Consider the following 26,310-nt stretch of genomic DNA (forward strand, 5'->3'; position numbering starts at 1 on the left):
ATTGAAAAAACTGCTCTTCACCTTCGGCACGCGTCCCGAAGCGATCAAGATGGCGCCGCTCGTCAAGCGGATGGCGCTCGAATCCGGCTTCGAATGCCGCGTGTGCGTGACCGGTCAGCATCGCGAGATGCTGGATCAGGTGCTCGCGCTGTTCGACATCCGCCCCGACTTCGATCTCAACGTCATGAAGCGCGGTCAGGATCTTTACGACGTCACCGCCGCGATTCTCGCCGGGATGCGCGACGTGCTCGCCGCGTATCGGCCGGACATGGTCCTCGTGCACGGCGACACCACGACGACGATGGCCGCGACGCTCGCCGCGTTCTATCAGCGCATTCCGGTCGCGCACGTCGAGGCGGGGCTGCGGACCGGCAATCTCGCGTCGCCATGGCCGGAAGAGGCGAATCGCAAGCTGACCGGCGCACTGGCCGCGCTGCATTTCGCGCCGACCGGACGCGCGCGGAATAACCTGCTCGCGGAAGGCGTGCGCGACGAAACCATCGTCGTGACCGGCAACACGGTCATCGATGCGTTGCTGCAGGTTCGCGAACGTCTCGCGAGCGATGGCACCCTTCGCGCGCGCGCCGATGACGCCCTGCCTTCCTTCGCGTCCGGACGCCGGCTCGTGCTGGTGACGGGACATCGCCGCGAGAGCTTCGGCGGCGGATTCGAGCGCATCTGCACGGCGCTCGCGCAGATCGCGCATGCGTCGCCGGATGCCGACATCGTGTATCCGGTGCATCTGAATCCGAACGTGCGCGAACCCGTCAACCGTCTGCTGACGGGCATCGGCAACGTGCATCTCATCGAGCCGCTCGACTATCTGCCGTTCGTGCGGCTGATGGATCGCGCCGACCTGATCCTCACCGATTCCGGCGGCATTCAGGAGGAAGCGCCCTCGCTGCACAAGCCGGTGCTCGTGATGCGCGATACCACCGAGCGTCAGGAAGCGGTCGACGCCGGCGTGGTGAAGCTCGTGGGCACCGATACCGCCGACATCGTCGACAACGTCATGCACCTGCTGCACGACGCGCGTGCGTACGCGGCGATGAGCCGTGGCGCGAATCCTTATGGCGACGGCCGCGCATGCGATCGCATCGCCGCCGTCTTGCAGGCGTTCGAGCTTCGCCCGGCTCTGGCCGCCTGATCACCTCTCGCAATAGAAGATAGAAGAAGCACAGTCATGGAATTCCAGACAATCTCCGTCATCGGTCTCGGCTATATCGGTTTGCCTACGGCGGCCGCGTTCGCCGCGCGCCGCAAGCAAGTCATCGGCGTCGATGTGAATCAGCATGCCGTCGATACCATCAATCGCGGCGAGATTCATATCGTCGAGCCGGAACTCGACATGCTGGTGCACGCCGCGGTGACGCAGGGGCATTTGCGTGCGGTGACGTCGCCCGAACCGGCGGATGCGTTTCTGGTGGCGGTGCCGACTCCTTTCACCGACGGCTACAAGCCCGACCTGTCCTATATCGAAGCGGCGAGCCGCGCCATCGCGCCGGTTCTGAAGAAAGGCAACCTGGTCGTGCTGGAATCGACATCGCCTGTCGGCGCGACGGAACAGATGGCGAAATGGCTCGCAGAAATGCGGCCCGATCTGAGCTTTCCGCAGGAGAACGGCGAGGCGTCGGACATTCGCATCGCGCATTGTCCGGAGCGTGTGTTGCCGGGACATGTGATTCGTGAACTGGTGGAGAACGACCGCATCATCGGCGGCATGACGCGGCGCTGCAGCGAAGCGGCGCGCGCGCTCTATCAAACCTTCGTCACGGGCGAGTGCGTCATCACCGACGCGCGCACCGCCGAGATGTGCAAGCTGACCGAGAACGCGTCGCGCGACGTGGGCATTGCGTTCGCGAATGAACTGTCGCTGATCTGCGACCGCCTCGATATCAATGTGTGGGAACTGATCCGGCTCGCGAACCGGCATCCGCGCGTGAATATCCTGCAGCCGGGGCCGGGCGTCGGCGGGCATTGCATCGCGGTGGATCCGTGGTTCATCGTGGATTCGGCGCCCGAGGAAGCACGCCTGATTCGCACGGCGCGCGCCGTGAACGATTCGAAGCCGCACTGGGTGGTCGAGCGCGTCAAACGCGCGGCCGCGCGGTTCAAGGAGCCGGTGATCGCGTGTTTGGGACTCGCCTTCAAGGCGAACATCGACGATTTGCGGGAGAGTCCGGCGCTGGAAATCGTAGCCATGCTCGCGGATGCGCGCATCGGCGGAATCGTCGCCGTGGAACCGAACATTTCGGCATTGCCGCAGCCGCTGCGCGGCAAGATCGAACTGATGAGCATGGCCGACGCGATCAACGCGGCGGACATCATCGTGCTGCTGGTCGATCACCGCGAGTTCACGTCGATGGACGGCAACCGGATGCTGTCGAAGGTGCTGATCGATACACGTGGAGTGCTCGCTCGTGGCTAGGCGCGGCCTTGGCCTTACCGCGGGCTATGCCGTATCCGTGACCGGAGGCGTGGTATCGCTGATGGCCTACGCACGCGTGCTCGGCCCGCAGGTCTATGGCCAGCTCGCGGTCTATCTGGCGCTCGTCGAGGCGTTTCAGGCCGTCGTTTTTCAGTGGCACAGGCTGGCCTTCGTGCGCTTCTGGACGGCCTCGGCCCGGAAGGACGACGCCGATGCGTACCTGCGGACGAGTCACCTCGTCTGGCTGGCGATCGCACTCGTCGCGCTGGGCGCCATCGCTCTGGCGCTCGCGTTCGAGGCCGGCAGCCGCCAGGTGTGGCTCGCCGTCGGCGTGCTCGCGCTGGCGAAAAGCGCGGCGCTTTACACGCAGGAAATCGCGCGGGCGGGCAGCGCCGTGTTGCGATACGCATTCGCGTCGTTCCTGCTCACCGTCGGCGCGACGCTCGCGGGACTGATCGCGTGGTCGCTGACGCATTCCATGACCTTGACCCTGTATGGGACCGCCGCCGTCTTCGTGCTGCAGGCGATTCTCTGCGGCTTCGACAGGGTTGCGGTCATGCGTCACGCGCGCTTCAGCGTGGATCAGTTGCGCGCCATGCTGCATTACGGATTGCCGCTCATACCCGTGTTCATCGCCACGACGGCGATGACGCGCCTCGACCGTCCCATTCTGGCGATGTTCGAGCAACCGGCCGTCGTCGGTATCTACGCCGCCGCCAGCGGGCTCATCACCAACGCCATCTCGGCCGCCTGCCTGCTGATCGTGACGCCGTGTTATCCGTGGCTCTTGCGCGAGAAGGCGTCGCGGTCCGCAGCCGGGCACCGCGCGTTTCATGCCCGGCTGGGCCTGCTGATGCTGGCCTGCGTGTTCGCGGTGTCCATCGTTGTTATGGTGCTGCGTGACGTCGCGCTCCCGCTGATGCTGGGACCGTCGATCGGAAACGCGGCGCTGCCACTGGTGCTGCCGCTGCTGGCGATCGCGACGATTGCCGCGTTCAGGGCGCATTTCTTCGACCAGGCGTATCACCTGCACGCGCGGACCAAGGCGCTGATGAGCATCAACCTTCTGACGATGACGCTCGCGGTAGCCGCAACATATTTCGGCGCGCGCATGGCCGGATGCGGCGGCATGGTGCGCGGCCTTCTCGCGGTGAACGTCGTCGCGCTGCTCATCAGCGCCGCATTCGCGCGGGGCATCGTGGATCTGGGGCGCGTGGTGTCCGGTGCGATCCTCCTGTCTGCGTTCGCTGCGGCGGCTCTGGCGGCTGGCGAGCTATCGAACGACGTGCTGAATCGCGCGGGCCATGCCGGCATATGGACGGAGTGCCTTTCCGCGATCGTCGCGCTTTCGCTCTTCGGCGGCATGTGCGTTGGCGCGAACGTGGGCTCCATTCGGGAAGCACTGAGGGGCAAGCTATGAATGGCAAGCGCGAGGTTCTGTTTCATATTCCCTGCTTGCATGGCGGAGGCGCCGAGCGCGTCGCCGTCGAAATTGCGAAGCACTTCGTCTCGAAGGGTTTCCGGCCGTTTTTCTTCGTTCACACGGAAGGAACCGCTTATCAGTTGCCGCCCGGCGTCGAAGTCGTCGTCGCGAGCAAGACCGGGCATCTCGCGCGCGTGCTCGAACTGCGTGCGTTGATCAGGACGAGACGTCCGGAGGCCGTGCTGTCGTTTCTGCCCTATGCCAACCTGATTTCCGTATCGGCCAGACTGTTCGGCGCAAGCCGGACGCGCCTGGTGATCAGCGAGCACTCCGTCTTCGCTCCGTCCGATTCGGTGTACGGGTCTCTGCACAGGACCAGCGCGAAGGCAAAAATCAAGTGGGCGATCGCGCGATGGCTCTATCAGGCGAGCGATTCCATCGTGGCGGTCTCGACAGGCGTCGCACAGGATCTCCGGCGCAGCCTCAAAGGCCGGGCGCCGGACAAGGTGGTCGTCATTCATAACCCGTGCTTCATACCGGGCGCCGTCGCGAACGCGAAGCCGCGTGGAGCCGCCGTGCTCGCTGTGGGGCGGCTGGGCGCGCAAAAAGGCTTCGACGTTCTGATTCGCGCGTTCGCATCCGTGCTGAAGACGCGCGGCGACGCCACGCTCGTCATCGCCGGAGAGGGCAAGGACCGCGCTCGTCTGGAGGCGCTGGTCCGTGAACTGGGTTTGTCCGATAGCGTCAGTCTTCCCGGATTCGCCGGCGATGTCGCGGAGCTCTATCGCAACGCGGATCTTTTCGTGTGCTCCTCGAAGCGCGAAGGGTTCGGCAATGTGATCGTCGAGGCTTTGTCATTCGGACTGCCGGTCGTGTCCACGCGTTGCGAACACGGGCCGGACGAGATCCTCGACGGCGGAAAGTACGGACGCCTCGTGCCCGTGGACGACGAGAAAGCACTGGCAGCGGCCATCATCGAGTCTTTGACCGGCGACGTCGACAAGCCGGCGCTGATCGCGCGAGCCGGAGCGTTCTCCCTTCAAGCAATCGGAGATCGCTATCTGGAGCAACTCGGTTTGCAGGCCCACGATGACAAGGCCACTCAGGGAGCCGGAGCGTAGTCGTGAGGCTGTCCGTCTCGAACGTCGTTTCGTTCATGTTTCTCGCGGCCGTGTCGCTGGCGCTGTTCCTCAGCGGAGCCGGCCTGAATCTGCTCGGCCTCAACTATTCGGGCAACGAGGGCGCGGGTGGATTGAAGGTCCACCCTTACGTCTGGTTCACCGTCGGCGCGGTGCTCGTGCTTGTGCTCAGGCGCACGGCGGGACCGTCGGCGTGGTCTTGCCGAAGTTTCCGGACACCGATTGCGTGCTCGGTCTTCACGATAGCCGTCCTCATTCTGAAAGCGATCGTCACGGGCGCGCAGGCGCTGGGTTTCGCCGTCGACACGATCCTTGCCATGTTCTGGATAGCGGCGGTCGCGCCGTTCATGGATCAACGCACGGTGCGGCGCACCTTGCGGCTGGGTCTCGCATTCGTGATCCTCGAAAGCGCGATGGCGATTTTCGAGGTCGTCACGCAGACGCAGTTCATTCCAATCGACACATGGTACGGCAGCTATTTTCGTGCGACTGCCCTGCACGGCCATCCGCTGAATAACGCGCTGATCCTGGTCACAGTCGCCGTCGCGTTGCAACTGAGCGGCACGTCCGCGATTTCGATTCTGGTGTTCGTACTGACGACTGCGGCGCTATCGGCGTTCGGCGCGCGGGGCGCGCTCATGGTCTATCTGACCTTGAATGCGCTGATGTCCATTCGCTTCGGGCTGAGGTCCGTCGGCCGGATGGCGCTGGTGTCGCTCGGCGCGCCCTTCGCCATTGGCCTCGTCGGCTGGATGCTGGCGTCGGGCATGCTCGGCGACCGGATTGCCAATGTCGGCGCCTACGACAGCAGTTCGGGCGTCCGTTTGCAGTCCGTGGAAATCCTGAACTACCTCGACTGGAGAAGCGTCCTCGCCGGAACGGACCCGGACGCGGTGTCGCGCATGATGGATCGGGCGGATATCGGCGTGATCGAGAACTTTCTGGTCGCGTACGTGCTCATGTTCGGCCTGGGATGCACGTTACTGCTGCTCGCCTGTATCTGGATCTGTTTGCGCAGGATCGCACATGACCGGGACGCCCGGACCCGTCGTCGGTTGTCCGTAATGTTCGTCGCCTTCTTCATGACGGCGATGACCAACAACTCGCTCGCAACGAAAACGCCCGCGCTGTATCTCTGCGCCGTATTCGCCTGGGCCGCCGGCCGCGAGATGGACCGGCGCCGGCAGAAGCCGCCGCGCGCTCGCGAAGCTTTCGAAGGCGGTTTGCCCGCTTCGTCCACCGAGGATGTCCGCGACCGATGAAAGCGCTCGCGTCAACGATTTGAACTGCAAGGTAGTGAGGATGAGTGTTTCGAGGTCTGCCGGCGCGCATGGTCGCGCCGTGCAAAAGGTGCTTCACGTCGGCCCGGATATGTCGGCGCAGGGCGGTATCGCTTCCGTGATCGGCGGATATGCGCAACGCAGCGAGCTGTTCGAATCGCAGGGCTACACGCTGAGCTTCGCGGCGACATGCGGCGCCCGCGGTGGGCTGCGACGCATCCGGCAGTTTGCGCGCGCGTGGTGGAAAGTCGTGAGCGGAGCGGTCTCGCGGAATATCGACATCGTCCATATTCACACGTCGGTCCGTGGCTCGCTGCTCAGAAAGTGGCTCCTCGCCATGACGTGCATCGGCTTGCGCCAAAAGTACATCTTGCATCTGCATAACGGCGCGATGGCGCAGTACATCGAAACGCTTCCCGCGCTGTGCCGCAAGGCGGTCCGTCTTATGTGGAAGCGCGCTGCTCAGGTGATCTGCCTGTCGCGTGACATGGAAGCGTGGCTGGATCGCGACCGGCTCTGCCATCCGGAGAAGCGTCAGCTCATCTACAACGGCATTTCGGATCCCGCGTCGGACGTGGCGTTCGGCAGGTCCGGCTCGCAGCCGCCAACCATTCTGTTCCTCGGCAGGCTCGTGGAAGCCAAAGGCATCAAGGTGCTGCTCGAAGCCGCGGAACGGCTGAAACGGCTCGGCCATCCGTATCGGCTGCTTGTCGCTGGCAGCGGCGACCTCCAAGCGTTCCTGACGGACGTCGAACATCGAAATCTTTCGATGGAAGTGGAGCACCTCGGATGGGCGACGGGCGAACAAAAGGCGCAGTTGCTCGCGAATGCCGACATCTTCGTCTTGCCGTCGCGCAGTGAAGGTTTTCCGGTGGCCATCGTCGAAGCGATGGCGTACGGCGCGACGATCGTTTCCACGAACATTCCCGGCGTCACGGACGCCATCGTTCACGGGCGCGATGGATTGCTGGTGTCGCCCGATGCCGCCGATCAACTCTGCGATGCACTCGCCAAGCTGATCACGTCGCCGGCGCTGCGCACGCAGTTGGCTGCCGCAGCGAGACAACGCTTTCTCGACCGTTTCACCATCGAACGCACGGTCGAATGCCTGGTGAGCGCTTACGACAAGGCCTTGCACTGATACGACCGAACGTGTCCTCGCACTACTTCTCTCAAACATGAACCGTATCGAAATCTTTTCATGCCCGATGGACGTCGCCACCATGGACGAAACCGTCGACTGGATTCGCGCACGCGTCGAGCAGCGGGTATTCACGCAGCACGTCGTCGTGAATGTCGCAAAGCTCGTTCACATGCAGACGGACGAAGCGCTTGCGGAGTCGGTGCGCGCCTGCGACATCGTCAATATCGACGGCATGGGCGTCGTATGGGGCGCGCGGCTGCTAGGCTTCCCGGTACGCGAGCGCGTGGCGGGCGTCGACCTGTTCGGGCGTTTGCTGGAAATGGCCGCCGAGCGCGCGTTGCCAGTGTTCCTTCTCGGCGCGACGCAAGACGTGGTCGATCGCACGGCCAGCGTGGTCACGGCCCGATATCCCGGATTGCGAATCGCAGGCCGTCATCACGGCTATTTCTGGGACGACGAAAAGCGCGTCGTCGATGAGATACGTCAGTCCGGGGCGCGGCTGTTGTTCGTCGCGATCACGTCGCCGAGAAAGGAGAATTTCATCAACCGATGGCGTGAACAACTCGGCGTCGACTTCGTGATGGGCGTCGGCGGCACGTTCGATGTCGTCGCGGGGAAAGTGCGGCGCGCGCCGGTCTGGATGCAGCGCTGCGGGCTCGAATGGCTGTTCCGGGTCTTTCAGGAGCCGCGCCGCATGTGGCGCCGCTACTTCGTGACGAACAACAAATTCGCGTTGATGCTTGCGCGGGCTTCGCTCGCTTCGATGACGCGCCGCAGAACCTGATGTCAAGTAAGCCGGTCTTGCTCGCCGCCGTTTTCGCGATGCTGCTGTCCGCGTGCTCGGTGCTCGCGGATAGCGATAGCGATCGCCCTTATGCGCTGGTTTATCGGAGCCAGTGGAGCAAAGGCGTCGATCCGCGCCTGACGATCCACACGCCGAGGCCCGAATCGCTCGACACCGTCGCGATGCCCGTCGCTGGCGGCGTCGCCCTGAAGTTGTCGATGAGCCGTGCCGACGACTTCTCGCGCGTCGCGAACGGATCGCCGCGTGCCGAAATCGGCTTCGAGCGCATCGCGCGTTTCGCGATCGGCAAGGAATACGAGATCCGGTGGTCCACGGTCATCCCCGCGGACTATCGGCTCGATTCACGGCAACCGGAAATCACCTTCCAGTTGCATCAGGGCGCCTCCGCAGGTTCCCCGCCCGTCTCGCTGATACTGGCCGGCGGGCGATACCGGCTCGAGATCCGTGGCGGCCCCGGGAAGCCCGTCAATGCGATCGATTTCGGCGCGCCTTCGGGCGACAGGGGAAAAGTCGTCGACTGGTTGCTGCGATACCGTCCGGACGATACGGGCCTTCATCCGCGAACCGATCTCTATATGAACGGAACGCGCGTCGCTCGGTGCGAGACTTGCGCGAATGCGTATCCGGGCGACCGGAACGCGTATCTCAAGCTCGGCATTTACAAATGGTGGTGGATGACGCGACCGTCCGACGTGACCGAGCGCTCGATGTACTACGGCAACGTCGACATTCTCGCACGGGAATCGGCGCCGTCACCGGTCGCGCCGCGCCGATAACGTCGACGGCTGGCCCGGCGATCTGGCGATCACCCCGCTTCCACCACGAACCCTCGCTTTCTCAGAAGCTCGAGCACGCCCCGCGGCCCGCCGAGATGCAACGCGCCGATCGCCACGAACACCGGTTTATCCGGCGCGGCGATGGCGACGATCCGCTGCACGAACCGCTGATTCCGCTGATACACCACGCGATTGTCGACCTGCGCCGCGAGCGCCTTGTTCCGCGCCAGCTTGCTCGACTTGGCGTCGTCCCAGGCCTTGAGCGCATCCGCGTCGCCGATGCGCCACAGCCGGTGCAACTCCTTCACATCGGCGACGTTCTCCGCCGGCGTCTGCACGAGATCCTGCGCGAGCATTTCGCGTTGCTGCGCCGACGAAAGCCGCGTGAATGTCGAAATCTGCTCGTTCAGCGTTTCCAGTCCGACGATCTTCCCGCGCGCGCGAAGATACACGTTCTGCAACTGCGCCTCGGTTCCGTACTCGCTTTGAAACCCGGCCTTCAACGTGTCGTAGGTTTCGATCAGCATCGATGCGAGCCATGGCCGCGTATGCCGGATCTCCTTCAGCGCCGCCGGATTGCTGCGCATGCGCGCCTCGACCTTCTTCCACATCGAGTCAGGCAAATAGTCGATCAGACACGCGCTGCGGCACATGCCATAACGATTCACATCGTCTTGAGAGAGCAGGAGATCGTCGGGGGAAATCTCGAGCGCGAGCGTAGGCGATGCATCGAGCGCCGCGAGTATCGATTTGCGAAACGGTTGCTCGGGCGGATAGTCGCTCGCGAAACCCACATGGAGCGTGCCGAGCAGATAGATGGTCGTCGTGCCCTTGGTCGCGACGTAGAACGGCATGCGCGGCGGCTGCGCGCGCACCGGGCCGCTCGCGGTCGTGCCGGTCGAGCGGTCCGTGCGCGGCGGCGGAGCGGGATTGGCAGGCGCGGCGGCGGACCCCGCATCGCCCGCGGCCTGCGGCGTGCGCGATCCGACCACCGCGAAGCCCGAAGGCGACACCGAGACACCCGCCGTAAACAGCAAGAACGACAGCACGAGGGCTGTCGTTTTGGCGAACGCCGCGCGCGAAAAGCGCGGCTTGACGGTTGAATCCTGCACGATCGACATCTTAAAACATTCGCGTGACGCGTCGTGCAGCCTTCCGGCGAGATTCAGACTTCGGCTTCGCCGACCTCCTCGGCGCGATGGCACGACACCTGACGTCCATCGACCACGCGCAGTTTCGGCTCTTCGACACGGCATCGCTCGATCGCATACGGGCAGCGCTGATGGAACGTGCAGCCCGATGGCGGATTGAGCGGCGACGGCATCTCGCCCTGCAGCTTGATCTTGATGCGCCGGTCTTCCTCGAAGATCGCGGGCGTCGCGGACATGAGCGCGCGCGTGTACGGATGGCGCGGCTTCGCGAAAATCGTCTTCTTGTCGCCGACTTCCGCGACGCCGCCGAAGTACATCACCATCACGTCGTCGGCGATATGCTCCACCACCGACAAATTGTGCGAGATGAACACGTAGCTCGTGCCGAACTGCGCCTGGAGATCCATGAACAGATTCAGGATCTGCGCCTGAATCGACACGTCGAGCGCGGACACCGGCTCGTCGGCGACGACGATCTGCGGATCGAGAATCATCGCCCGCGCGATCGCCACGCGCTGACGCTGCCCGCCCGAAAACATGTGCGGATAACGCGACGCGTGTTCCGGCCGCAAGCCGACGGTACGCATCATCTTCGCGATGCGCTCGGCGCGCTCCGTCGACGAGAGCTTCGTGTTGATCGCGAGCGGTTCGCCGAGCGTCTGCTCGACGGTCTTGCGCGGATTCAGCGACGCGAAAGGGTTCTGGAACACCATCTGCACGCGCTGACGCAACTCGGCGATCTTCGCACGGCTCGCGCCCGCGACATCGTCGCCTTCGATCAGCAGACGGCCCGACGTGGGCGCTTCGATCATCGTCAATTGACGCGCGAGCGTGGACTTGCCGCATCCCGATTCGCCGACGACCGCAAGCGTGCGCCCGCGCTTCAATTCGAACGACACGCCGTTCAACGCCTTCACCGTGCCGTGCTTGAACGCGCTGCGTTTCACGTCGTAATGCTTCGTGAGCTTGTCGGCGGCGAGCACGATGTCCTGATTCGATTCCTTCGGTACGGCGTTCATCGCGCGCCTCCTTCCACGACCACATCGATGTTCAACGGCTTGATGCAGCGCGCCCGCACGGCCGGATCGTTCTTGTCGAGCTGATACAGATTCGGCCGCGCCTTCCGGCAATCGTCGACGACATATTTGCAGCGCGGCGCGAAGAGACATCCGCTCGGGCGATCGTCCTTGCCCGGCACCATGCCCGGCAGCGCCGCGAGACGTTCCGCGCCGCGCGAATGTTCGGGAATCGCCGCGAGCAGCGCTTCCGTGTACGGATGATGCGGCTCGCTGAAGATCGTCGGCACATGATTCGTTTCGATGATCTCGCCCGCGTACATCACCGCGACGCGCTGTGCCACTTCGGACACGACCGCGAGATCGTGCGAAATCAGCACGAGCGCCATGCCGCGTTCCTTCTGCAGCTTCACGAGCAGTTCCATGATCTGCGCCTGGATCGTCACGTCGAGCGCGGTGGTGGGCTCGTCGGCGATCAGCAGCTTCGGATTGCATGCGACCGCCATCGCGATCATCACGCGCTGATTCATGCCGCCCGACATCTGATGCGGAAACGAATTGATGCGGTTCTTCGCGTCCGGAATGCCGACCTGATCGAGCAGTTCGAGCGCGCGTTTGTCGAGCGCATCGCCGCGCAGACCTTCGTGCAGCTTCAGCACTTCCTTGATCTGATAGCCGACGGTGTAGCTCGGGTTCAGGCTCGTCAGCGCGTCCTGAAACACCATCGCGATGTCCTTGCCGATGATCCTGCGACGCGCGCGCGCCGACGCCTTCAGCAAATCCTTCCCGTCGAACGTGACCTGATCGGCGGTTACTTTGCCCGGTGCGTCGATGAGGCCCATCAGCGCCATCATCGTGACGCTCTTGCCCGAGCCGGATTCGCCGACGACGCCGACGACTTCGCCCGGCTTCACGGACAGATCGATGCGATCGACGGCCTGCGTGCCGCCGAACGTCACCTGCAAATTGCGGATAGTCAGAAGATCGTTCATGTCAGCCCATCCGTTTGAGTTTCGGATCGAGCGCATCGCGCAGACCGTCGCCGAGCAGATTGATGACGAGCACCGAGATCAGGATCGACAGGCCTGGCATCGTCACGATCCACCATGCGCTTTCGATGTAATCGCGCGCCGATGCGAGCATCGCGCCCCACTCCGCCGCCGGCGGCTGCACGCCGAGGCCGAGAAAGCCGAGCGCGGCAGCATCGAGAATCGCGGACGAGAAACCGAGCGTCGCCTGCACGATCAGCGGCGCGGCGCAGTTCGGCAGCACTTGCGAGAACATCAGGCGCACGGTGCCCGCGCCCGCGACGCGCGATGCCGTCACGTATTCCTTCTGCAATTCGCCGAGCGCCGACGCGCGCGTGAGACGCACGTATCCCGGCAGCGCGACGATGGCGATGGCGAGCATCGTGTTGACGAGCCCCGGCCCGATGATCGCGACGACCGCGACCGCGAGCAGCAGCGAAGGCAACGCGAGCAGCACGTCCATCACGCGCATGATCGGCGTATCGAGCCAGTGGAAGAACGCGGCCATCAGACCGAGCACGACGCCCGGAATCAGCGCGAGCACGACCGACACGAAGCCGATCCAGAACGACAGCCGCGCGCCGTACATGAGACGCGAGAGAATGTCGCGGCCGGCTTCATCGGTGCCGAGCAGGAACATGCGGTTGCCGCCTTCGAGCCACGCGGGCGGAATTTTCACGTAATCGCGATATTGCTCGATCGGGCTATGCGGTGCGATCAGCGGCGCGAGCAGCGCGACGAGAATCAGCACGAGCACGATCACGCCCGCGACGACGGCGCCGCGATTGCGCGAGAAATTCGCCCAGAATTCGCGCGCCGCGACCATGCGCCCGGACGGCGGCGTGAGCGCGCCCGGCGGGAGATTGTTTTGAACGTCAGCCATTCGTTATGCCTCGCGCCGAGCGGCCTCAAGCGAGGCATGCGCCCCCTTGGGGGGCAGCGAACAAGTGTGAGCGTGGGGGTACATGTTTTCCTCAGCGAGTATGGCGAATGCGCGGATTCAACACGCCGTACAACAAATCGACGACCAGGTTCACGACGATCACGAGCGTCGCGATCATCAGAATGCCGCCTTGCACGACCGGATAATCGCGGCGCGAAATGGCGTCGATGAGCCACTTGCCGACACCCGGCCACGAGAACAGCGTCTCGGTCAGCACCGCGCCCGCGAGCAGCGTGCCGACCTGCAGGCCGATCACGGTCACGACAGGAATCAGCGCGTTGCGCAGCGCATGCACGACGACCACGCGCAGCGGCGACAAACCCTTCGCGCGCGCCGTGCGGATGTAGTCCTCGCGCAGCACTTCGAGCATCGACGAGCGCGTCATGCGCGCGACGACCGCCAGCGGAATCGTGCCGAGCACGATGGTCGGCAGAATCAGATGCGACACCGCCGACGTGAACGCGCCTTCGTCGCTCGAGAAGAGCGCGTCGATCAACATGAAGCCGGTGACGTGCGGAATGTCGTATTCGACCGCGATGCGGCCCGACACCGGCGTCCAGCCGAGCTTCGCCGAGAAGAACATGATGAGGATCAAGCCCCACCAGAAAATCGGCATCGAATAGCCCGTGAGCGCGGTGCCCATCACGCCGTGATCGACGACCGTGCCGCGCCTGAGCGCCGCCGCGACGCCCGCCGGCAAGCCGACGACGAGCGCGAAGATCATCGCGCAGATGGAGAGTTCGACGGTCGCCGGAAAGCGCGCGAGGAACTCGCCCATCACGCTGGTATTCGTGATGATCGACGTGCCGAGATCGCCTTTCAGCGCGTGCCCGACGTAGGTGAGGTATTGGACCGGCAGCGGCTGGTCGAGACCGAGGCGCTTCATGGCTTCGGCGTGCATCGCGGGATCGACGCCACGCTCGCCCATCATCACTTCGATGGGGTCGCCGGGAATCAGGTGGATGAGCGCGAACGCGAGAATCGTAATGCCGATGAACGTCGGTATCACCATTCCTATGCGTCGCAAAACGAATCGGAACATGGATCGTCCTTTTCGGTATTGGGAGGACTCAAAACGTGACCGGCGGCTTGGATCTTGTGGACCCGCGCCGCCGGACCTGTTCGATTAACTATGGTTTAGTGCAAAAAGCGTTCCGTAGACAAACTTTATTGCATGCCGACGCCATCGAAGCGAACGTAGCCGAGCGGCTCGATCTTCATGTTCGTCACCTTCTTGCTCACCGGCTGATACACCGTCGAGTGCGCGATCGGCGAGAACGGCAGTTGCTGCGCGAAGATCTGCTGCGCATCGGTGTAAGCCTTCGTGCGCGCGGCGACATCGGTCGTCGAACGGCCCTTCACGACGAGTTCGTCGAACGGCTTGTAGCACCACTTCGAGAAGTTGCTGCCCTTCACGGCGTCGCAGCCGAGCAGCGTGCCGAGCCAGTTGTCGGGGTCGCCGTTGTCGCCGGTCCAGCCGATCAGGAGCGCATCGTGTTCGCCCGCGTGCGCGCGCTTCAGATACTCGCCCCACTCGTACGAAACGATGTTCGCCTTCACGCCGATCTTCGCCCAGTCGGCCTGGATCATTTCCGCCATCAGCCGCGCGTTCGGGTTGTACGCGCGTTGAACCGGCATCGCCCAGAGCGTGATTTCGAAGCCGTTCGGGAAGCCCGCCTTCGAGAGCAGTTCCTTCGCCTTCGCGGTGTCGTATGTCTGGCCCTTCAGGTTCTTGTCGTAGGACCACTGCGTCGGCGGCATCGGTGCGGTGGCCGGCTGGCCCGCGCCCTGATACACGGAATCGATGATCGCCTTCTTGTTGATCGCCATGTCGAGCGCGCGGCGCACGTCGGTGTTGTCGAGGCCCTTCTTCGTCACGTTGTACGCGACATAGCCTTCGTTGAAGCCCGCCTGTGACGGCGTATCGACATTCGATGCCGACTTCAGCGCGGCGATATCGCCCGGACGCGGATAGCTCATCACCTGGCATTCGTTGTTCTTCAGCTTCTGCACGCGCACGGCCGCGTCCGGCGTGATCGAGAAGATCAGCTTGCTGATCTGCACGGCGTTCGGCTTCCAGTAATCAGGATTGCCGTCGAAGCGGATGGTCGCGTCCTTCGTGTAGCTGCGGAAGATGAACGGACCCGTGCCGACCGGCTGCTGGTTGATGTCGGCGGCCTTGCCGTCTTTCAGCAGCTTGTCCGTGTACTCGGCGGACAGGATCGACGCGTATTCCATCGCCATGTTCTGGATGAACGGTGCGCTGACTTCCTTCAGCGTGAACTTCACGGTGTACGGATCGACCTTCTCGATCTTCGAGATCAGCTTGTCCATGCCGAGGTCCGTGAAGTACGGAAACTGGACGTTGTACGCCTTGCGGAACGGATTGTTCGGATCGAGCATGCGGTTGAACGTGAAGATCACGTCATCCGCGTTGAATTCGCGCGTCGGCTTGAAGAACGACGTCGTCTGGAACTTCACGCCGTGACGCAGATGGAACGTGTAGCTGAGGCCATCCGACGACACGTCCCACTTTTCGGCGAGACCCGGCTCGACTTTCGTGCCGCCGCGCTCGAATTCGACAAGACGGTTATAGACGGTGAAGGTATTCGCGGTGAAATCGGTGCCGGTGGTGTATTGCGCCGGATCGAAGCCGGCCGGGCTGCCTTCCGAGCAATACACGAGCGTCTTGTTCGGGATTCCCGCGGCGTGTGCCGCGGTTGCCGCAAAGAGCGTCGCGGTGGCGACGGCGCCTGCGAGCGCCGATCCGCGGATGGCTCGCAACAGGCTGTTTTTGTTCATGTTTCCTCCAAGTCGATGCCGGCTTCTGGCCGACGTAGCGCGAGTGTACTTGATCGCGCCGCCCCGCTTTTTTCGAAGCACACGCGCAAAGTGGGCGCTACCCTAGCACGAACAAAAGTGACACGTGTACTTGGTTTTCCCCACTAGAGTTTGTCGTCGGTGGCGCTCCGATAAGGGTAGGTTATCGGGCATGTTTGAACGTGATAAGCGGTACACGGATCTTGGGAATCGCGGCGGGCTCAAGCGCCGCTCCTTGATTTCCACTTTGATTGCTCCGAAAGGCTGCCACTCGGCAGGATGCGACACTATTTTTCCACTGGTTGAGCACGCGCATGCTAAAAAAAACGAGCACGCCGAACTGGGCGAATCCAGCCGAACGGAGCAAAAATTGAACGAAAAGATGACCGGGCGAGATACGCCCGACCAGCGGGAAGGCGCCGCGTCTGACGATGCGCAACCAAAACGCTACAAATTAGAAACCGCCACTTGCGTTGTGCCGATGCAGGCCGACGTCTTCGGGCGGCCGTTTTGGGAGTCCTACATGACACCTGAAAGTTATCAGGTGTATGCCGAGTGTCGTGTTCCGCCGGCTTTGCCGGGCGTCGTTATCTTCGTGCATGGCGTTAACTCGGAAGGGGAATGGTACGAAGCGGCGGAGAAGGCGCTATGTGAGGGGTTGAATGCGAGATTGGGGCGGAAGGACCTCAAGTCGAACGACTACACGACCAGTGACGGTAAAGGTGGTGTGTCCGTGCGACGGATCGCGAACGGCGGGTATTCCCCGGTGATTCGCTTTTATTGGGGCTATCGCGCTCAAGAAGGCAAGGAGCATAAATGGCGTGTGCCGCTAAAAAACATCCGTGACGAGGATGGCTGGAAAACCAGGGACTTGAAGGATTCAGGGCCGTGGTTTTGGGGCGGCGGTCCCTTTCAGAACGGCACGAACAACCTCCAGCAACTGTGGAGCGAAACCGGCTTCTCACCCAGAATTGCCAAAGTATTCAACCTCCAATGGTTCAACACCGAATGGGACCGGGAACTGCACGACGCTCCTGGCCGTCAGTACTACGCCCACGCGGCGCAACGCCTCGCGAATTTGATTGACAAGATCCGCACGCGCTGTCCGGACGATACGATCACCGTTATGTCGCATAGTCAGGGAACGATGATCAGCATGGCGGCCACGCTCATGTGCAAGACGCGCGCGCCCGATTCGCTGGTGGTAATGAACTCGCCTTTTTCGCTGGAAGACAAATCCACAGACGCGTTGACGTGCTGGCACAGTCGCCCCACAACGCAGGCGCGTGTCAATACATTCCGCAACGTGGCGGAACGCATTAAGAAGGATAAAAAGGTCTTTACCGACGAAGAACATGGAATGCTTCATGTGGGCGCGACGCAGGAAATGGAACTGTGGCATGTCAATGCCGTAAACAACGGAATCAAGGAACGTGACAATCACGGGCGCCTTTACGTGTACTTCAATCCGCACGACCGGGTGATGGGCAGCAAAGCCCTTCAAAGCATCGGCTGGCAAGGCGTGAGTGACGCATTGATCGATGAACTGGGCGATACCGTCAAACAGCGGATGCTGGCACGAGGCACGTCCTGTGGGGACGCGCCGGCGACGACGAACTTTGGTACTTTGCCGCCGATTCCTAATCCTGAGCCTGGCGTAAAGCCGGGCGATTTCTGGAATGGCAACCGAACAGCGGCTGGAGTCGAGCTATGGACGGTGCCGGGCAGGAATCAGAAGGTCAATATCAATGCCGAGCAAGTACCTCATCCTATTACGGCTGAGGAGATGTCCAAGAAGCAACAACGTATTGTCACGCGGGTCGAAGCAGGCCAGACGGTAGAAAGCAAGCAACCGGTTGAACGGTACTTCGAGGAAGCGTTGAGCGATCAGGATGCGCTCGGCGCAAAAGATAAGCGTGGAAATTATTTGGATCCTGGCGTTCCTTACCTCGAATCCATACATCGCCTGGAAAAGCAGGTCATGAACGATCCCTATGCGCAGGGCCCGCTAATGCGTACGGAAAACCACGCGGAAATGATCAAGCGCATCGAAGAATATCAACCGATGCCGACGAATCACAGCACCTTGCCGCAACATCATGAATTCATGAGTCGGGTGGTGGCGTGGGATTTGCCGATCGGTTTCTGCGAGTCGCACGACTCGCTCGATTTCTGGCTCAGTCTGATCAAAGACGCGGATTGGACGCAGATCGGTGACGAATACTTCGATAAGGGAACGCTCAATGTTCCTCCCATACCCAAAGGAATTGATCCTGAAACCATTACGGATGAAATCGTAGCCGCAGAAGCGGAACGCCAAAAGATCAACAAACCGGTGTACGAGCAATGAAACGACTGAGGACAATCGTGTTGTTACTGCTGACGTTCCTTGCTGGATGTCAGCAGATGAGTGCACGTGAATTTGAAACAGGTCGGGTTGTGCCGAGCGATCTGCCGAAAAAACAGTATGACTCGCCTGTGCAGGTGATCTATCGGATCGACGATTATCGTTTTGTGACTCTCGAAAATTACGACCATTGCTTCGGTGACACTTGGTACAACGACACGCATACAGGCGTGCGGACCTTGGTTGACGACATGTGGGTCGGCGGTTTTCTCGGCAAACTGATCATCGACGACCCAACGGGCATGAACGTAGTGATCCCAAAAGTATCAACAAATCTGTGCGGTGATCGCGGATGCATGAATTACGCGGCATATTCGACCGACGGCGGACGGACGTTTAATTGGATGCAGTATGACCGCGACCATATTTCGTACGACTCGGTCGAAGCGTCGAAGGAATATACCCTTTCCGTTACGGCTGATTCGCTATATATAACGAGAAAATGGGGAAATTTCGGAGACACACTGACGGATCGCTATCCGTTAGGACCGGGTTATGTCTACGGTAAAAATGCGAGGTTGCCGGAAGGCGTAACCATTCTATTCAGCACAACTTTGCCTAAGGGATTGCACTCCCCTTCCGGCCAAGACCACTACGTCTGCGACGCGTCAATTCGCCCAACGAATAGACATTAGAGCGACTAAGTTAGAAACAAAAACGGTACGTAAATGAATGAGACAGTAGATAGGACTTGCTCTGCTGCTGTTGGCCGCATGCCAGCAAGCACGTCAAGTAGAAATCGTCCGATACGACCAAGCCGTTGTCACGTTTCGTGACATTAGAAAGCTACGACAATTGCGCGGGAGAGACCTAGTACAACGACATGCGGTCGAGTTAGTGCGAAGCCATCGCATCCAGAAGCGGCGAACGAAAAATGACCTCGTCCGTCCGAGAAATGCACTGAGTCCCGCGCTTCGAATGCCTCGACCAGGAACCGCGCGGCGAGCGCCGCGCGGGTGAAACATTGATGCTGATCAGACGCTCTTGAAGCCGAGACGTTCGCAAACCGTCTTCGACGCCCACGCGCCGTTGAGCGTGTAGAAGTGCAGACCCGGCGCGCCATCATCGATGAGACGGCGGCACAGGCCCGTCACCACGTCGACGCCGAACGCGCGGATCGACTCGCGATCGTCGCCGAAGCTTTCAAGCCGCCGTGCGATCCACTTCGGCACTTCGGCGCCGCACATGTCGGAGAAGCGCATCAGTTGCGAGAAGTTCGTGATCGGCATGATGCCCGGCACGATCGGCACGTCGACGCCGAGCTTGCGCGCTTCCTCGACGAACTTGAAGTAGGAATCGGCGTTGAAGAAGTACTGCGTGATCGCCGAGTTCGCACCCGCCTTCACCTTGCGCGCGAAGTTTTCGAGATCGGCTTTCGGCGACCTCGATTGCGGATGAAACTCCGGATACGCGGCCACTTCGATGTTGAACCAGTCGCCGTGCTCCTGACGGATGAACGCCACCAGTTCCGACGCATAGCGCAACTCGCCGACTTCGCCCATGCCCGAAGGCAGATCGCCGCGCAGCGCGACGATGTGGCGAATACCGTGCTCGCGGTACTGCAAGAGAATGGCGCGCAGACTGTCCTTCGACGAGCCGATGCACGAGAGATGCGGCGCGGCCTCGAAGCCTTCCGCGGCCATTTCGAGCACGGTGTCGAGCGTGCCTTGCTGCGTGGAGCCGCCCGCGCCGAACGTCACGGAGACGAACTTGGGCGAGAGCTTCTTCAACTCGGCGCGGGACGCGCGCAGCTTGTCCACGCCTTCCTGCGTCTTCGGCGGGAAAAACTCGAATGAGAGTTCGATCGGTTTCATGATGTTTTTTGACGCACGGCAGCGCGCGGTCCAACGTCAACCGAAGTTGCGATTCCCGAAGATCAGCGCCGACAGCAGCCACGACACGATGCTGTAGAGAATCGAGCCGAAGAACGCGGACCAGAAGCCCGATACTTCGAAGCCCTTCAACAGCGACGAGCACAGCCAGAAGCACAGCGCATTCACGACGAGTATGAAGAACCCGAGCGTGACGATGGTCACCGGCAACGTGAGAATGATGAGAACAGGCCGGATGATCGCGTTGATGAGACCCAGCACCACCGCGATGATGAGCGCCGTGCCGAAACTGCGGATATGAATCGAAGGCACGAGGTAGGTGATGATCAGCAGCGCGAGCGCGTTGATCAGCCATGTCAGCAGCACGGTCATCGAGAAATCTCCGGTTGATGCGTTGAATCGCGCGGGCGTGGTCGTCACGCCCGCGCCTGTTACGGCTGCCGTCAGCGTTTAATAGCGGTAGTGGTTCGGCTTGAACGGGCCGTTCTTGTCGACGCCGATGTAGCCGGCCTGCTCGTCCGACAGCACGGTCAGTTCCGCGCCGATACGGCCGAGGTGCAGGCGCGCGACCTTTTCGTCGAGATGCTTCGGCAGCACGTAGACCTTGTTCTCGTACTTCTTGCCCTGCGTGAACAGTTCGATCTGCGCCAGCGTCTGGTTCGTGAACGAGTTCGACATCACGAAGGACGGATGGCCCGTCGCGCAGCCGAGGTTCACGAGACGCCCTTCAGCCAGAATGATGATCTTCTTGCCGTCCGGGAAGACGATGTGATCCACCTGCGGCTTTATGTTGTCCCACGTGTATTGACGCGTCGACGCGATATCGATTTCCGAATCGAAGTGGCCGATGTTGCAGACGATCGCGTTGTTGCGCATCGCCTTCATGTGATCGTGGTTGATGACGTGATAGTTGCCCGTCGCGGTGACGAAGATGTCGGCGCGGCTCGCGGCGTATTCCATCGTCACGACGCGGTAGCCTTCCATTGCGGCTTGCAGCGCGCAGATCGGATCGATTTCCGTGACCCACACCGTCGCGCCCAGACCGCGCAGCGATTGCGCGCAGCCCTTGCCCACGTCGCCGTAACCCGCGACGACCGCGATCTTGCCGGCGATCATCACGTCGGTCGCGCGCTTGATGCCGTCGACGAGCGATTCGCGGCAGCCGTACAGATTGTCGAACTTCGACTTCGTGACCGAATCGTTCACGTTGATGGCGGGGAACGGCAGGCGTCCTTCCTTTTCCATCTGATACAGGCGATGCACGCCCGTCGTGGTTTCTTCCGTCACGCCCTGAATGTGCGAAAGGCGCGTGGAGTACCACGTCGGATCGGCGTCGAGGTGCTTCGCGATCGACTTGTAGAGCGCGATTTCTTCTTCGTTCGTCGGCTTGGCGATGACCGAACGGTCCTTTTCCGCCTTCGCGCCGAGGATGAGCAGCAGCGTTGCATCGCCGCCGTCATCGAGAATCATGTTGGCGAATTCGCCGTTCGGCCATTCGAAAATGCGATGCGAGAATTCCCAGTATTCGTCGAGCGATTCGCCCTTGAACGCGAACACCGGCGTGCCGCCCGCGGCGATCGCTGCAGCTGCGTGATCCTGCGTCGAGAAGATGTTGCACGATGCCCAGCGCACGTCCGCGCCCAGCGCCGTGAGCGTTTCGATCAGCACGCCCGTCTGAATCGTCATGTGCAGCGAGCCGGCGATGCGCGCGCCCTTCAGCGGCTGCTGCGCCTTGTACTCTTCGCGCGTCTGGATGAGACCCGGCATTTCCGTTTCGGCGATGTCGAGCTCTTTGCGGCCCCATGCGGCAAGCGACATGTCGGCAACGATGTAATCCTTGGAACCGTTGGAATCGAGAACTGCGGCGTTCATCACGCCCTCCTTTTCTAAAAAGACTAGAAATGTTGACGTGAGCGCCGTTCGATGCGGTGGCTCAGCGGGCGCCTTGACTGCCTGGCGCTTTCGAACCGTCCGGATTGAATGCTTCCGAGCCTGGCGGGCGGATTCGATGAATCGCCCGTCGCAACGCTCCTCGGAAACGAGCGTCGATTGTAGCAAAGTCTCGTGTGGCGAATGCGTTTTCGAGACGCCGAAGAGGGACTTCCGCGGCGCGCGCAAGCGCTCAGAAAGGCAGTACGGAGAGCACTGGCGCGAGCAGCACCATCACGACACCGGCGATCATCATCGTGAGACTCGCGACGACGCCCTCTTCGCTCCCCAGTTCGCGCGCCTTCGCCGTGCCGACGCCATGCGCCGCCGCGCCGAACAACGCGCCGCGCGCGAGCCGCGTGCGCAGCGGCACGAGCGCGAGCACGATTTCGCCGAAGAGCATGCCGCAGACGCCCGTCGCGATCACGAAGAGCGCGGTGAGGTCTTTGGGCGCGTGGATCTTGTCGGAGACGGCGAGCGCGAACGGCGTCGACACGGAACGCGTCGCGAGGCTGCGCTGCAATTCCGGCGACAGATGCAGCAGCTTCGCGAGCGCGAGCGAACCGCCGACCGCCACCAGAATGCCGACCGTCACGCCGACGGTCAGCGAAATCCAGTGCCGCTTGATGAGTTCGCGGTACTCATAGATCGGCACCGCGAACGCGACCGTCGCCGGTCCGAGCAGCCACATGAGCCAGCGCGTGTCGGTGTAATAGACCGAGTACGGAATGCGCGCAATCACGACGATGACCGCGAGCACCGCCGGCACGGCCAGAAGCGGCGTGAGCCACGGCCGCCGGAAGCGCGCGTACAGATGCTTGGCCGCGAAGTACAGCGCGACGGTCAGCACGAAGCAGCCGGCCGCGATGAGGCGCGCGGCGTCGTCTTCGAGAAGCGAGGCAAAGAAGTGGTTCATGTCCGCTCGCTCAGGCGCGGGCCGCGTGTCGCGCGACGAGCACACGGCGCAGGGCGAGACGGCGTTCCAGGCGCGCCGCACGGTCGACGGCGAACGCCACGGCCACCATCACCATCAACGTTCCGCCGACGACCACGAGCGCGAGCCGCCAGCCGTCTTCCATGAACAGGCCGCCGTACTGGACCGCCGCGACCGCCGCCGGGATGAAGAAGAGCAGCATGTCGGAAAGCAGCCAGTCCGCGCCCGCCTTGACCCAGCGCGGCGCGACGCCGCCGCAGAACAGCAGCGCGAGCAGCGCGACGAGGCCGATCACGCCGCCCGGCACGGGCAGCGACAGCTTGCGCGCGACGAAATCCGCTACGACCCAGATCCCCGCGAGCGCGGCGGACTGCACCGCGACGCGCAGGAAGCGGGCGAAGGCGGACGGCGTTTTGATCGGCAGGGCGGTGGACATGGCGGATCTCGTGGGCTGAAGGCGACTGATTAGGGTTATCCCGTAGGCTGAGTATATGGGCGCACCTTGCATAATAAAAATGACTTAACCTTATTCGAATCATTCCAAACTGGAATTCGGAGCCGACGATGGAATTGCGCGCCTTGCGGTACTTCATCGAAGTGGTGAAGCAGAAGAGCTTCACCGCTGCCGCCGAACACATGTTCGTGACGCAGCCGACCATCAGCAAGATGGTGAAGGCGCTGGAGGACGAGGTCGGCTCGCCGCTGCTTCTGCGCGAGGGGCGTCAGATGGTGCTGACCGACGCCGGCCAGATCGTCTATCAGCGCGGCGTCGAGGTGCTGGCGGCGCACGCGCGTCTGGAAGCGGAGTTGAACGATCTCGGCACGTTCGGGCGCGGCACGCTGACGATCGGTATTCCGCCGATGGGCGGATCGCTCTTCACGCCGGCCATCGCCGCGTTCCGTCGCCGTTATCCGAAAGTTGAGCTGAAGCTGTTCGAGCGCGGCTCGAAGGCGATCGAGGCGGCGCTCATCGACGGGGAGCTCGAACTGGGCGGCGTCTTGCAGCCGGTCGACACCGCGATGTTCGACGTCCTGCCCGTGAGCCGGCAGATTCTCTGGCTCGTCGCGCCGAAGGGTTCGCGCTGGGACGACGCCCGCGAAGTCGCGCTCACCGATCTCGCCGCCGAACCGTTCGTGTTCTACGGCGAGAGCCTCGCGCTCAACGACGTCGTGCTCAACGCGTGCCGTGACGCGGGTTTCGCGCCGACGATCGTCGGCCGCAGCGGGCCTTGGGATTTCATGGCGGCGCTCGTGCAGGCAGGCATCGGCATCGCGCTGCTGCCCGCGCCGTACTGCCGGCGTCTCGACGCGAACGCGTTCACCTGCCGTCCGGTCGTCGCGCCCGAGATTCACTGGGACATGGCGCTCGGCTGGCGGCGCAACGGTTATCTGTCGCACGCGGCGCGCGCGTGGATCGAGGTCGCGCGGGAAATGCTGCCCGCGAATCTGGATCAGGATTTCATGGCCGATGGCTTTCCGCGAAACCGGTGACATCCACGCAAAAAAAACGCGCCGGCCCGCGATGAGCGGACCGGCGCGTCATTTACAGCGGCTCGCGCGATTCCCGAATCAGTTCAGTTCCTTGAATTCGATTCGCCGATTCGCCGCGCGGCCTTCGCGCGTGGCGTTGTCGCCGATCGGATGCGCGTCGCCGAAACCTTCCGCCGTCAGCGTGTCGGCCGGCACGCCACGCTGGATCAGATACGAACGCACGGACCGCGCGCGCTTTTCCGACAAGTGGAGATTCACCGCCGGATTGCCCGAACTGTCCGTGTAGCCGCCGATCTGCAGCTTGATCGGCTTGCCGTTCGCGTCGCAATCCTTCAGCCCCTTCGCGGATTCGGCGAGTTCGTTCAGCGCCGCGCGCGGCAACTCGTTTGACGCGAAGCCGAACTTGATCGGACGCAGATTCAGATTCTTCGCGACGTCGGCGGCACTGCAATTCGCGGCAGCGTCCGACGCGGCGAGCGTTTTTGCGGCGGCGGTCGTGTCGGTTGCGCCGATCGTCCAGCCGTCGCCGAAGAACGCCTTCAGCTTGTCCAGCCAGCCGAGCTTCGAATCGCCCGCGCGGCCGCTCAGGTCGATCTTGTCGCCAACCACGCGCACTTGCGCGCCCGGCAGCGTCATGACCGGGAGCAGGCCGTCGAGTTTCGCGATCCACGCGGCGGGCTTCGTGTCCGGATCGACCGCGATGTCCGCCTTGAACTTGTCCGCGCCGAGCTTCGCGGCGAGCGTGTCGAGCAGTTCGCGGCGTTCGTGCTCGTCGTGGACGGTCGCGGTCAGCGTCGGAACGCCGGATGCGTCGACGACGAAGGACATCGTTGCGTCCTTGGAAGGCAGCGCGGCCGGCGCAGACGCCTGATCGGCCGCGGCGGCCGTCGCGCCCGTTGCCGTCTCGGCGCTCGCGTCGGAAGCGGCGTCCGGCTTCGCGACGGGCGCGGCGTCTTCCGGCTTGTTGTCCGTCGAGCAGCCGCGACCGGCCAGAACCGCGAACATCGCGAGCGCGGCAGCGGATGCGATCCACCACCATTTCTTCCGGCCCGCGTCTTCCTTCACGGCGTGATCGGCGGCGGCGGGCGCTTCCTGCGGCTGCGCGAACACGGCGGCTTCCTGCGTCGCCGGATGTTCCAGATGCGCCGACACCGCCTTCAGCCGCGATGCGACACCCGCGAGAAACGCGCCGACCGAACCGAGACCGAGCGCGTTGGCGAACGCGTCGGTCATGTTCGCGCGCACGACCGGCAACTGATGGCCGAGCAGCGTCGGAAGCTGGCTGGGATTGCCGTTGTGCTGCGTGAGATAGCGCTTGAGCACGCCGAAGAGCGTCGCGCCGACCACGCCGGTCAGCGTGCGCGTGGCGCTCGCCGCGACGCCCGTGTATTCGGCGATGCGCTCGGCGAGCAGATTGAGATTGTCGCGCGAGGCGATTTCGGCATCGGCTTTTTCGCTGCTGTCGACGAGCGTCTTGAAACCCTCGTCCTGCACGACGAAGTGCGGCAGTTCTTCGGCGATCAGCGCGTTGGTCGCCGGCGACATGATCGCCGCGAACAGATGACGCGCGCCTTCGAGCGACGACGCCTTGTTCATCATCGCGCCGATCAGCGCCGGCCCGCACAGCGACACGACGCGCCGCGCGGATTCCGGCGCGCAGCCGATGCGCCCGGCGACATGCTGCAACACGCTTTCGGTCAAAGCGCCCTGGACAAGTTGATTGAGGTTGATGCTCATTGAGAATGCTTCCGTGAAAGGCGTTAA

General features: G+C 62.7%; 23 protein-coding genes and 1 riboswitch. Of the genes, 11 read left to right on the forward strand and 12 right to left on the reverse strand.

Annotated elements, in window-relative coordinates; all coding sequences use genetic code 11:
* Window position 1 precedes the first annotated feature (1 nt).
* The 8 genes from wecB to NCS00_RS13605 all read left to right on the forward strand — a co-directional run bounded on the left by wecB (window position 2) and on the right by NCS00_RS13605 (window position 8,995).
* Window positions 2-1,147: a non-hydrolyzing UDP-N-acetylglucosamine 2-epimerase gene (gene wecB, locus NCS00_RS13570; protein ID WP_208456978.1), complete on the forward strand. Its 1,146-nt coding sequence runs from the start codon at window positions 2-4 to the stop codon at window positions 1,145-1,147.
* 36 nt (window positions 1,148-1,183) lie between these two features.
* The gene (wecC, locus tag NCS00_RS13575) at window positions 1,184-2,428 is read left to right on the forward strand and encodes a UDP-N-acetyl-D-mannosamine dehydrogenase (RefSeq protein ID WP_175979623.1); all 1,245 of its coding nucleotides are present in this window, start codon (window positions 1,184-1,186) and stop codon (window positions 2,426-2,428) included.
* On the forward strand, window positions 2,421-3,848 hold the full coding sequence (locus tag NCS00_RS13580) for a lipopolysaccharide biosynthesis protein (RefSeq protein ID WP_250440278.1): 1,428 nt from the start codon (window positions 2,421-2,423) through the stop codon (window positions 3,846-3,848). The genes wecC and NCS00_RS13580 overlap by 8 nt, the downstream gene beginning before the upstream one ends.
* Window positions 3,845-4,972 (forward strand): glycosyltransferase, encoded by a 1,128-nt coding sequence (locus NCS00_RS13585; RefSeq protein WP_250440279.1) that lies wholly within the window; start codon window positions 3,845-3,847, stop codon window positions 4,970-4,972. The genes NCS00_RS13580 and NCS00_RS13585 overlap by 4 nt, the downstream gene beginning before the upstream one ends.
* A 2-nt stretch (window positions 4,973-4,974) precedes the next feature.
* Complete coding sequence (locus NCS00_RS13590) at window positions 4,975-6,252, forward strand: VpsF family polysaccharide biosynthesis protein (protein WP_250440280.1); 1,278 nt, start codon at window positions 4,975-4,977, stop codon at window positions 6,250-6,252.
* 79 nt (window positions 6,253-6,331) lie between these two features.
* Complete coding sequence (locus tag NCS00_RS13595; RefSeq protein WP_250440281.1) at window positions 6,332-7,411, forward strand: glycosyltransferase family 4 protein; 1,080 nt, start codon at window positions 6,332-6,334, stop codon at window positions 7,409-7,411.
* Window positions 7,412-7,448: 37 nt separating this feature from the next.
* Window positions 7,449-8,198: a WecB/TagA/CpsF family glycosyltransferase gene (locus NCS00_RS13600; RefSeq protein ID WP_175979628.1), complete on the forward strand. Its 750-nt coding sequence runs from the start codon at window positions 7,449-7,451 to the stop codon at window positions 8,196-8,198.
* Window positions 8,198-8,995, forward strand: coding sequence for a heparin lyase I family protein (locus tag NCS00_RS13605; RefSeq protein ID WP_250440282.1), 798 nt, complete (start codon window positions 8,198-8,200; stop codon window positions 8,993-8,995). Before NCS00_RS13600 ends, NCS00_RS13605 begins: the two co-directional genes overlap by 1 nt.
* Window positions 8,996-9,024: 29 nt before the next feature.
* Here NCS00_RS13605 and NCS00_RS13610 read toward each other — a convergent pair whose 3' ends face one another.
* The 6 genes from NCS00_RS13610 to NCS00_RS13635 form a co-directional block, all read right to left on the reverse strand.
* Window positions 9,025-10,116 carry a TraB/GumN family protein gene (locus tag NCS00_RS13610; RefSeq protein ID WP_175979630.1) on the reverse strand — a complete coding sequence of 364 codons (1,092 nt, stop codon included), beginning with the start codon at window positions 10,114-10,116 and terminating at the stop codon, window positions 9,025-9,027.
* Between the two features lie 44 nt (window positions 10,117-10,160).
* Complete coding sequence (locus NCS00_RS13615; RefSeq protein WP_175979631.1) at window positions 10,161-11,165, reverse strand: peptide ABC transporter ATP-binding protein; 1,005 nt, start codon at window positions 11,163-11,165, stop codon at window positions 10,161-10,163.
* Window positions 11,162-12,154, reverse strand: a complete 993-nt coding sequence (locus tag NCS00_RS13620; protein ID WP_175979632.1) for an ABC transporter ATP-binding protein — start codon at window positions 12,152-12,154, stop codon at window positions 11,162-11,164. Before NCS00_RS13620 ends, NCS00_RS13615 begins: the two co-directional genes overlap by 4 nt.
* 1 nt (window position 12,155) lies before the next feature.
* Entirely contained in the window at window positions 12,156-13,073 is a 918-nt protein-coding gene (locus NCS00_RS13625; protein WP_008352613.1) for an ABC transporter permease subunit, read from the reverse strand.
* A gap of 91 nt (window positions 13,074-13,164) precedes the next feature.
* A complete protein-coding gene (locus tag NCS00_RS13630) occupies window positions 13,165-14,175 on the reverse strand; it encodes an ABC transporter permease subunit (RefSeq protein ID WP_008352611.1) in 1,011 nt (336 codons plus the stop codon).
* Window positions 14,176-14,300: 125 nt separating this feature from the next.
* Window positions 14,301-15,935 carry an ABC transporter substrate-binding protein gene (locus NCS00_RS13635; RefSeq protein WP_008352609.1) on the reverse strand — a complete coding sequence of 545 codons (1,635 nt, stop codon included), beginning with the start codon at window positions 15,933-15,935 and terminating at the stop codon, window positions 14,301-14,303.
* A gap of 190 nt (window positions 15,936-16,125) precedes the next feature.
* On the opposite strand from NCS00_RS13635, the gene NCS00_RS13640 reads away from it, so the two are divergent.
* Window positions 16,126-18,303, forward strand: a complete 2,178-nt coding sequence (locus NCS00_RS13640; RefSeq protein ID WP_250440283.1) for a T6SS effector phospholipase Tle3 domain-containing protein — start codon at window positions 16,126-16,128, stop codon at window positions 18,301-18,303.
* A 17-nt stretch (window positions 18,304-18,320) separates the two neighbouring features.
* On the forward strand, window positions 18,321-18,995 hold the full coding sequence (locus NCS00_RS13645) for a T6SS immunity protein Tli3 family protein (RefSeq protein WP_250440284.1): 675 nt from the start codon (window positions 18,321-18,323) through the stop codon (window positions 18,993-18,995).
* Window positions 18,996-19,334: 339 nt separating this feature from the next.
* On the opposite strand, the gene metF is transcribed toward NCS00_RS13645, so the two are convergent.
* The 5 genes from metF to NCS00_RS13670 all read right to left on the reverse strand — a co-directional run bounded on the left by metF (window position 19,335) and on the right by NCS00_RS13670 (window position 23,491).
* On the reverse strand, window positions 19,335-20,174 hold the full coding sequence (gene metF, locus NCS00_RS13650; RefSeq protein WP_008352607.1) for a methylenetetrahydrofolate reductase [NAD(P)H]: 840 nt from the start codon (window positions 20,172-20,174) through the stop codon (window positions 19,335-19,337).
* A gap of 36 nt (window positions 20,175-20,210) precedes the next feature.
* Entirely contained in the window at window positions 20,211-20,564 is a 354-nt protein-coding gene (locus NCS00_RS13655; protein ID WP_008352606.1) for a phage holin family protein, read from the reverse strand.
* A gap of 78 nt (window positions 20,565-20,642) precedes the next feature.
* Entirely contained in the window at window positions 20,643-22,064 is a 1,422-nt protein-coding gene (gene ahcY / locus NCS00_RS13660) for an adenosylhomocysteinase (protein WP_008352605.1), read from the reverse strand.
* A gap of 32 nt (window positions 22,065-22,096) precedes the next feature.
* A riboswitch (S-adenosyl-L-homocysteine riboswitch) is annotated at window positions 22,097-22,232 on the reverse strand.
* A gap of 82 nt (window positions 22,233-22,314) precedes the next feature.
* On the reverse strand, window positions 22,315-23,037 hold the full coding sequence (locus NCS00_RS13665) for an LrgB family protein (protein ID WP_008352604.1): 723 nt from the start codon (window positions 23,035-23,037) through the stop codon (window positions 22,315-22,317).
* Between the two features lie 10 nt (window positions 23,038-23,047).
* Window positions 23,048-23,491, reverse strand: a complete 444-nt coding sequence (locus NCS00_RS13670) for a CidA/LrgA family protein (RefSeq protein ID WP_034473259.1) — start codon at window positions 23,489-23,491, stop codon at window positions 23,048-23,050.
* Between the two features lie 128 nt (window positions 23,492-23,619).
* On the opposite strand from NCS00_RS13670, the gene NCS00_RS13675 reads away from it, so the two are divergent.
* The gene (locus NCS00_RS13675; RefSeq protein WP_250440286.1) at window positions 23,620-24,546 is read left to right on the forward strand and encodes a LysR family transcriptional regulator; all 927 of its coding nucleotides are present in this window, start codon (window positions 23,620-23,622) and stop codon (window positions 24,544-24,546) included.
* A gap of 78 nt (window positions 24,547-24,624) precedes the next feature.
* Here the strand turns inward: NCS00_RS13675 and NCS00_RS13680 are convergent, their stop codons facing one another.
* Window positions 24,625-26,283, reverse strand: coding sequence for an OmpA family protein (locus tag NCS00_RS13680; protein WP_034473261.1), 1,659 nt, complete (start codon window positions 26,281-26,283; stop codon window positions 24,625-24,627).
* Window positions 26,284-26,310: the final 27 nt, after the last annotated feature.

Source organism: Caballeronia sp. AZ1_KS37 (assembly GCF_023631165.1).
Classification (GTDB): domain Bacteria; phylum Pseudomonadota; class Gammaproteobacteria; order Burkholderiales; family Burkholderiaceae; genus Caballeronia; species Caballeronia zhejiangensis.

What these genes read in the sequence shown, in the direction of transcription:
- wecC (WP_175979623.1), top strand. Translation starts at nt 1,184, where the DNA reads ATGGAATTCCAGACAATCTCCGTCATCGGTCTCGGCTATATCGGTTTG.
- NCS00_RS13585 (WP_250440279.1), top strand. Translation starts at nt 3,845, where the DNA reads ATGAATGGCAAGCGCGAGGTTCTGTTTCATATTCCCTGCTTGCATGGC.
- NCS00_RS13600 (WP_175979628.1), top strand. Translation starts at nt 7,449, where the DNA reads ATGAACCGTATCGAAATCTTTTCATGCCCGATGGACGTCGCCACCATG.
- NCS00_RS13605 (WP_250440282.1), top strand. Translation starts at nt 8,198, where the DNA reads ATGTCAAGTAAGCCGGTCTTGCTCGCCGCCGTTTTCGCGATGCTGCTG.
- NCS00_RS13610 (WP_175979630.1), bottom strand. Translation starts at nt 10,116, where the DNA reads ATGTCGATCGTGCAGGATTCAACCGTCAAGCCGCGCTTTTCGCGCGCG.
- NCS00_RS13615 (WP_175979631.1), bottom strand. Translation starts at nt 11,165, where the DNA reads ATGAACGCCGTACCGAAGGAATCGAATCAGGACATCGTGCTCGCCGCC.
- NCS00_RS13620 (WP_175979632.1), bottom strand. Translation starts at nt 12,154, where the DNA reads ATGAACGATCTTCTGACTATCCGCAATTTGCAGGTGACGTTCGGCGGC.
- NCS00_RS13625 (WP_008352613.1), bottom strand. Translation starts at nt 13,073, where the DNA reads ATGGCTGACGTTCAAAACAATCTCCCGCCGGGCGCGCTCACGCCGCCG.
- NCS00_RS13630 (WP_008352611.1), bottom strand. Translation starts at nt 14,175, where the DNA reads ATGTTCCGATTCGTTTTGCGACGCATAGGAATGGTGATACCGACGTTC.
- NCS00_RS13635 (WP_008352609.1), bottom strand. Translation starts at nt 15,935, where the DNA reads ATGAACAAAAACAGCCTGTTGCGAGCCATCCGCGGATCGGCGCTCGCA.
- NCS00_RS13640 (WP_250440283.1), top strand. Translation starts at nt 16,126, where the DNA reads ATGTTTGAACGTGATAAGCGGTACACGGATCTTGGGAATCGCGGCGGG.
- metF (WP_008352607.1), bottom strand. Translation starts at nt 20,174, where the DNA reads ATGAAACCGATCGAACTCTCATTCGAGTTTTTCCCGCCGAAGACGCAG.
- NCS00_RS13655 (WP_008352606.1), bottom strand. Translation starts at nt 20,564, where the DNA reads ATGACCGTGCTGCTGACATGGCTGATCAACGCGCTCGCGCTGCTGATC.
- ahcY (WP_008352605.1), bottom strand. Translation starts at nt 22,064, where the DNA reads ATGAACGCCGCAGTTCTCGATTCCAACGGTTCCAAGGATTACATCGTT.
- NCS00_RS13665 (WP_008352604.1), bottom strand. Translation starts at nt 23,037, where the DNA reads ATGAACCACTTCTTTGCCTCGCTTCTCGAAGACGACGCCGCGCGCCTC.
- NCS00_RS13670 (WP_034473259.1), bottom strand. Translation starts at nt 23,491, where the DNA reads ATGTCCACCGCCCTGCCGATCAAAACGCCGTCCGCCTTCGCCCGCTTC.
- NCS00_RS13675 (WP_250440286.1), top strand. Translation starts at nt 23,620, where the DNA reads ATGGAATTGCGCGCCTTGCGGTACTTCATCGAAGTGGTGAAGCAGAAG.
- NCS00_RS13680 (WP_034473261.1), bottom strand. Translation starts at nt 26,283, where the DNA reads ATGAGCATCAACCTCAATCAACTTGTCCAGGGCGCTTTGACCGAAAGC.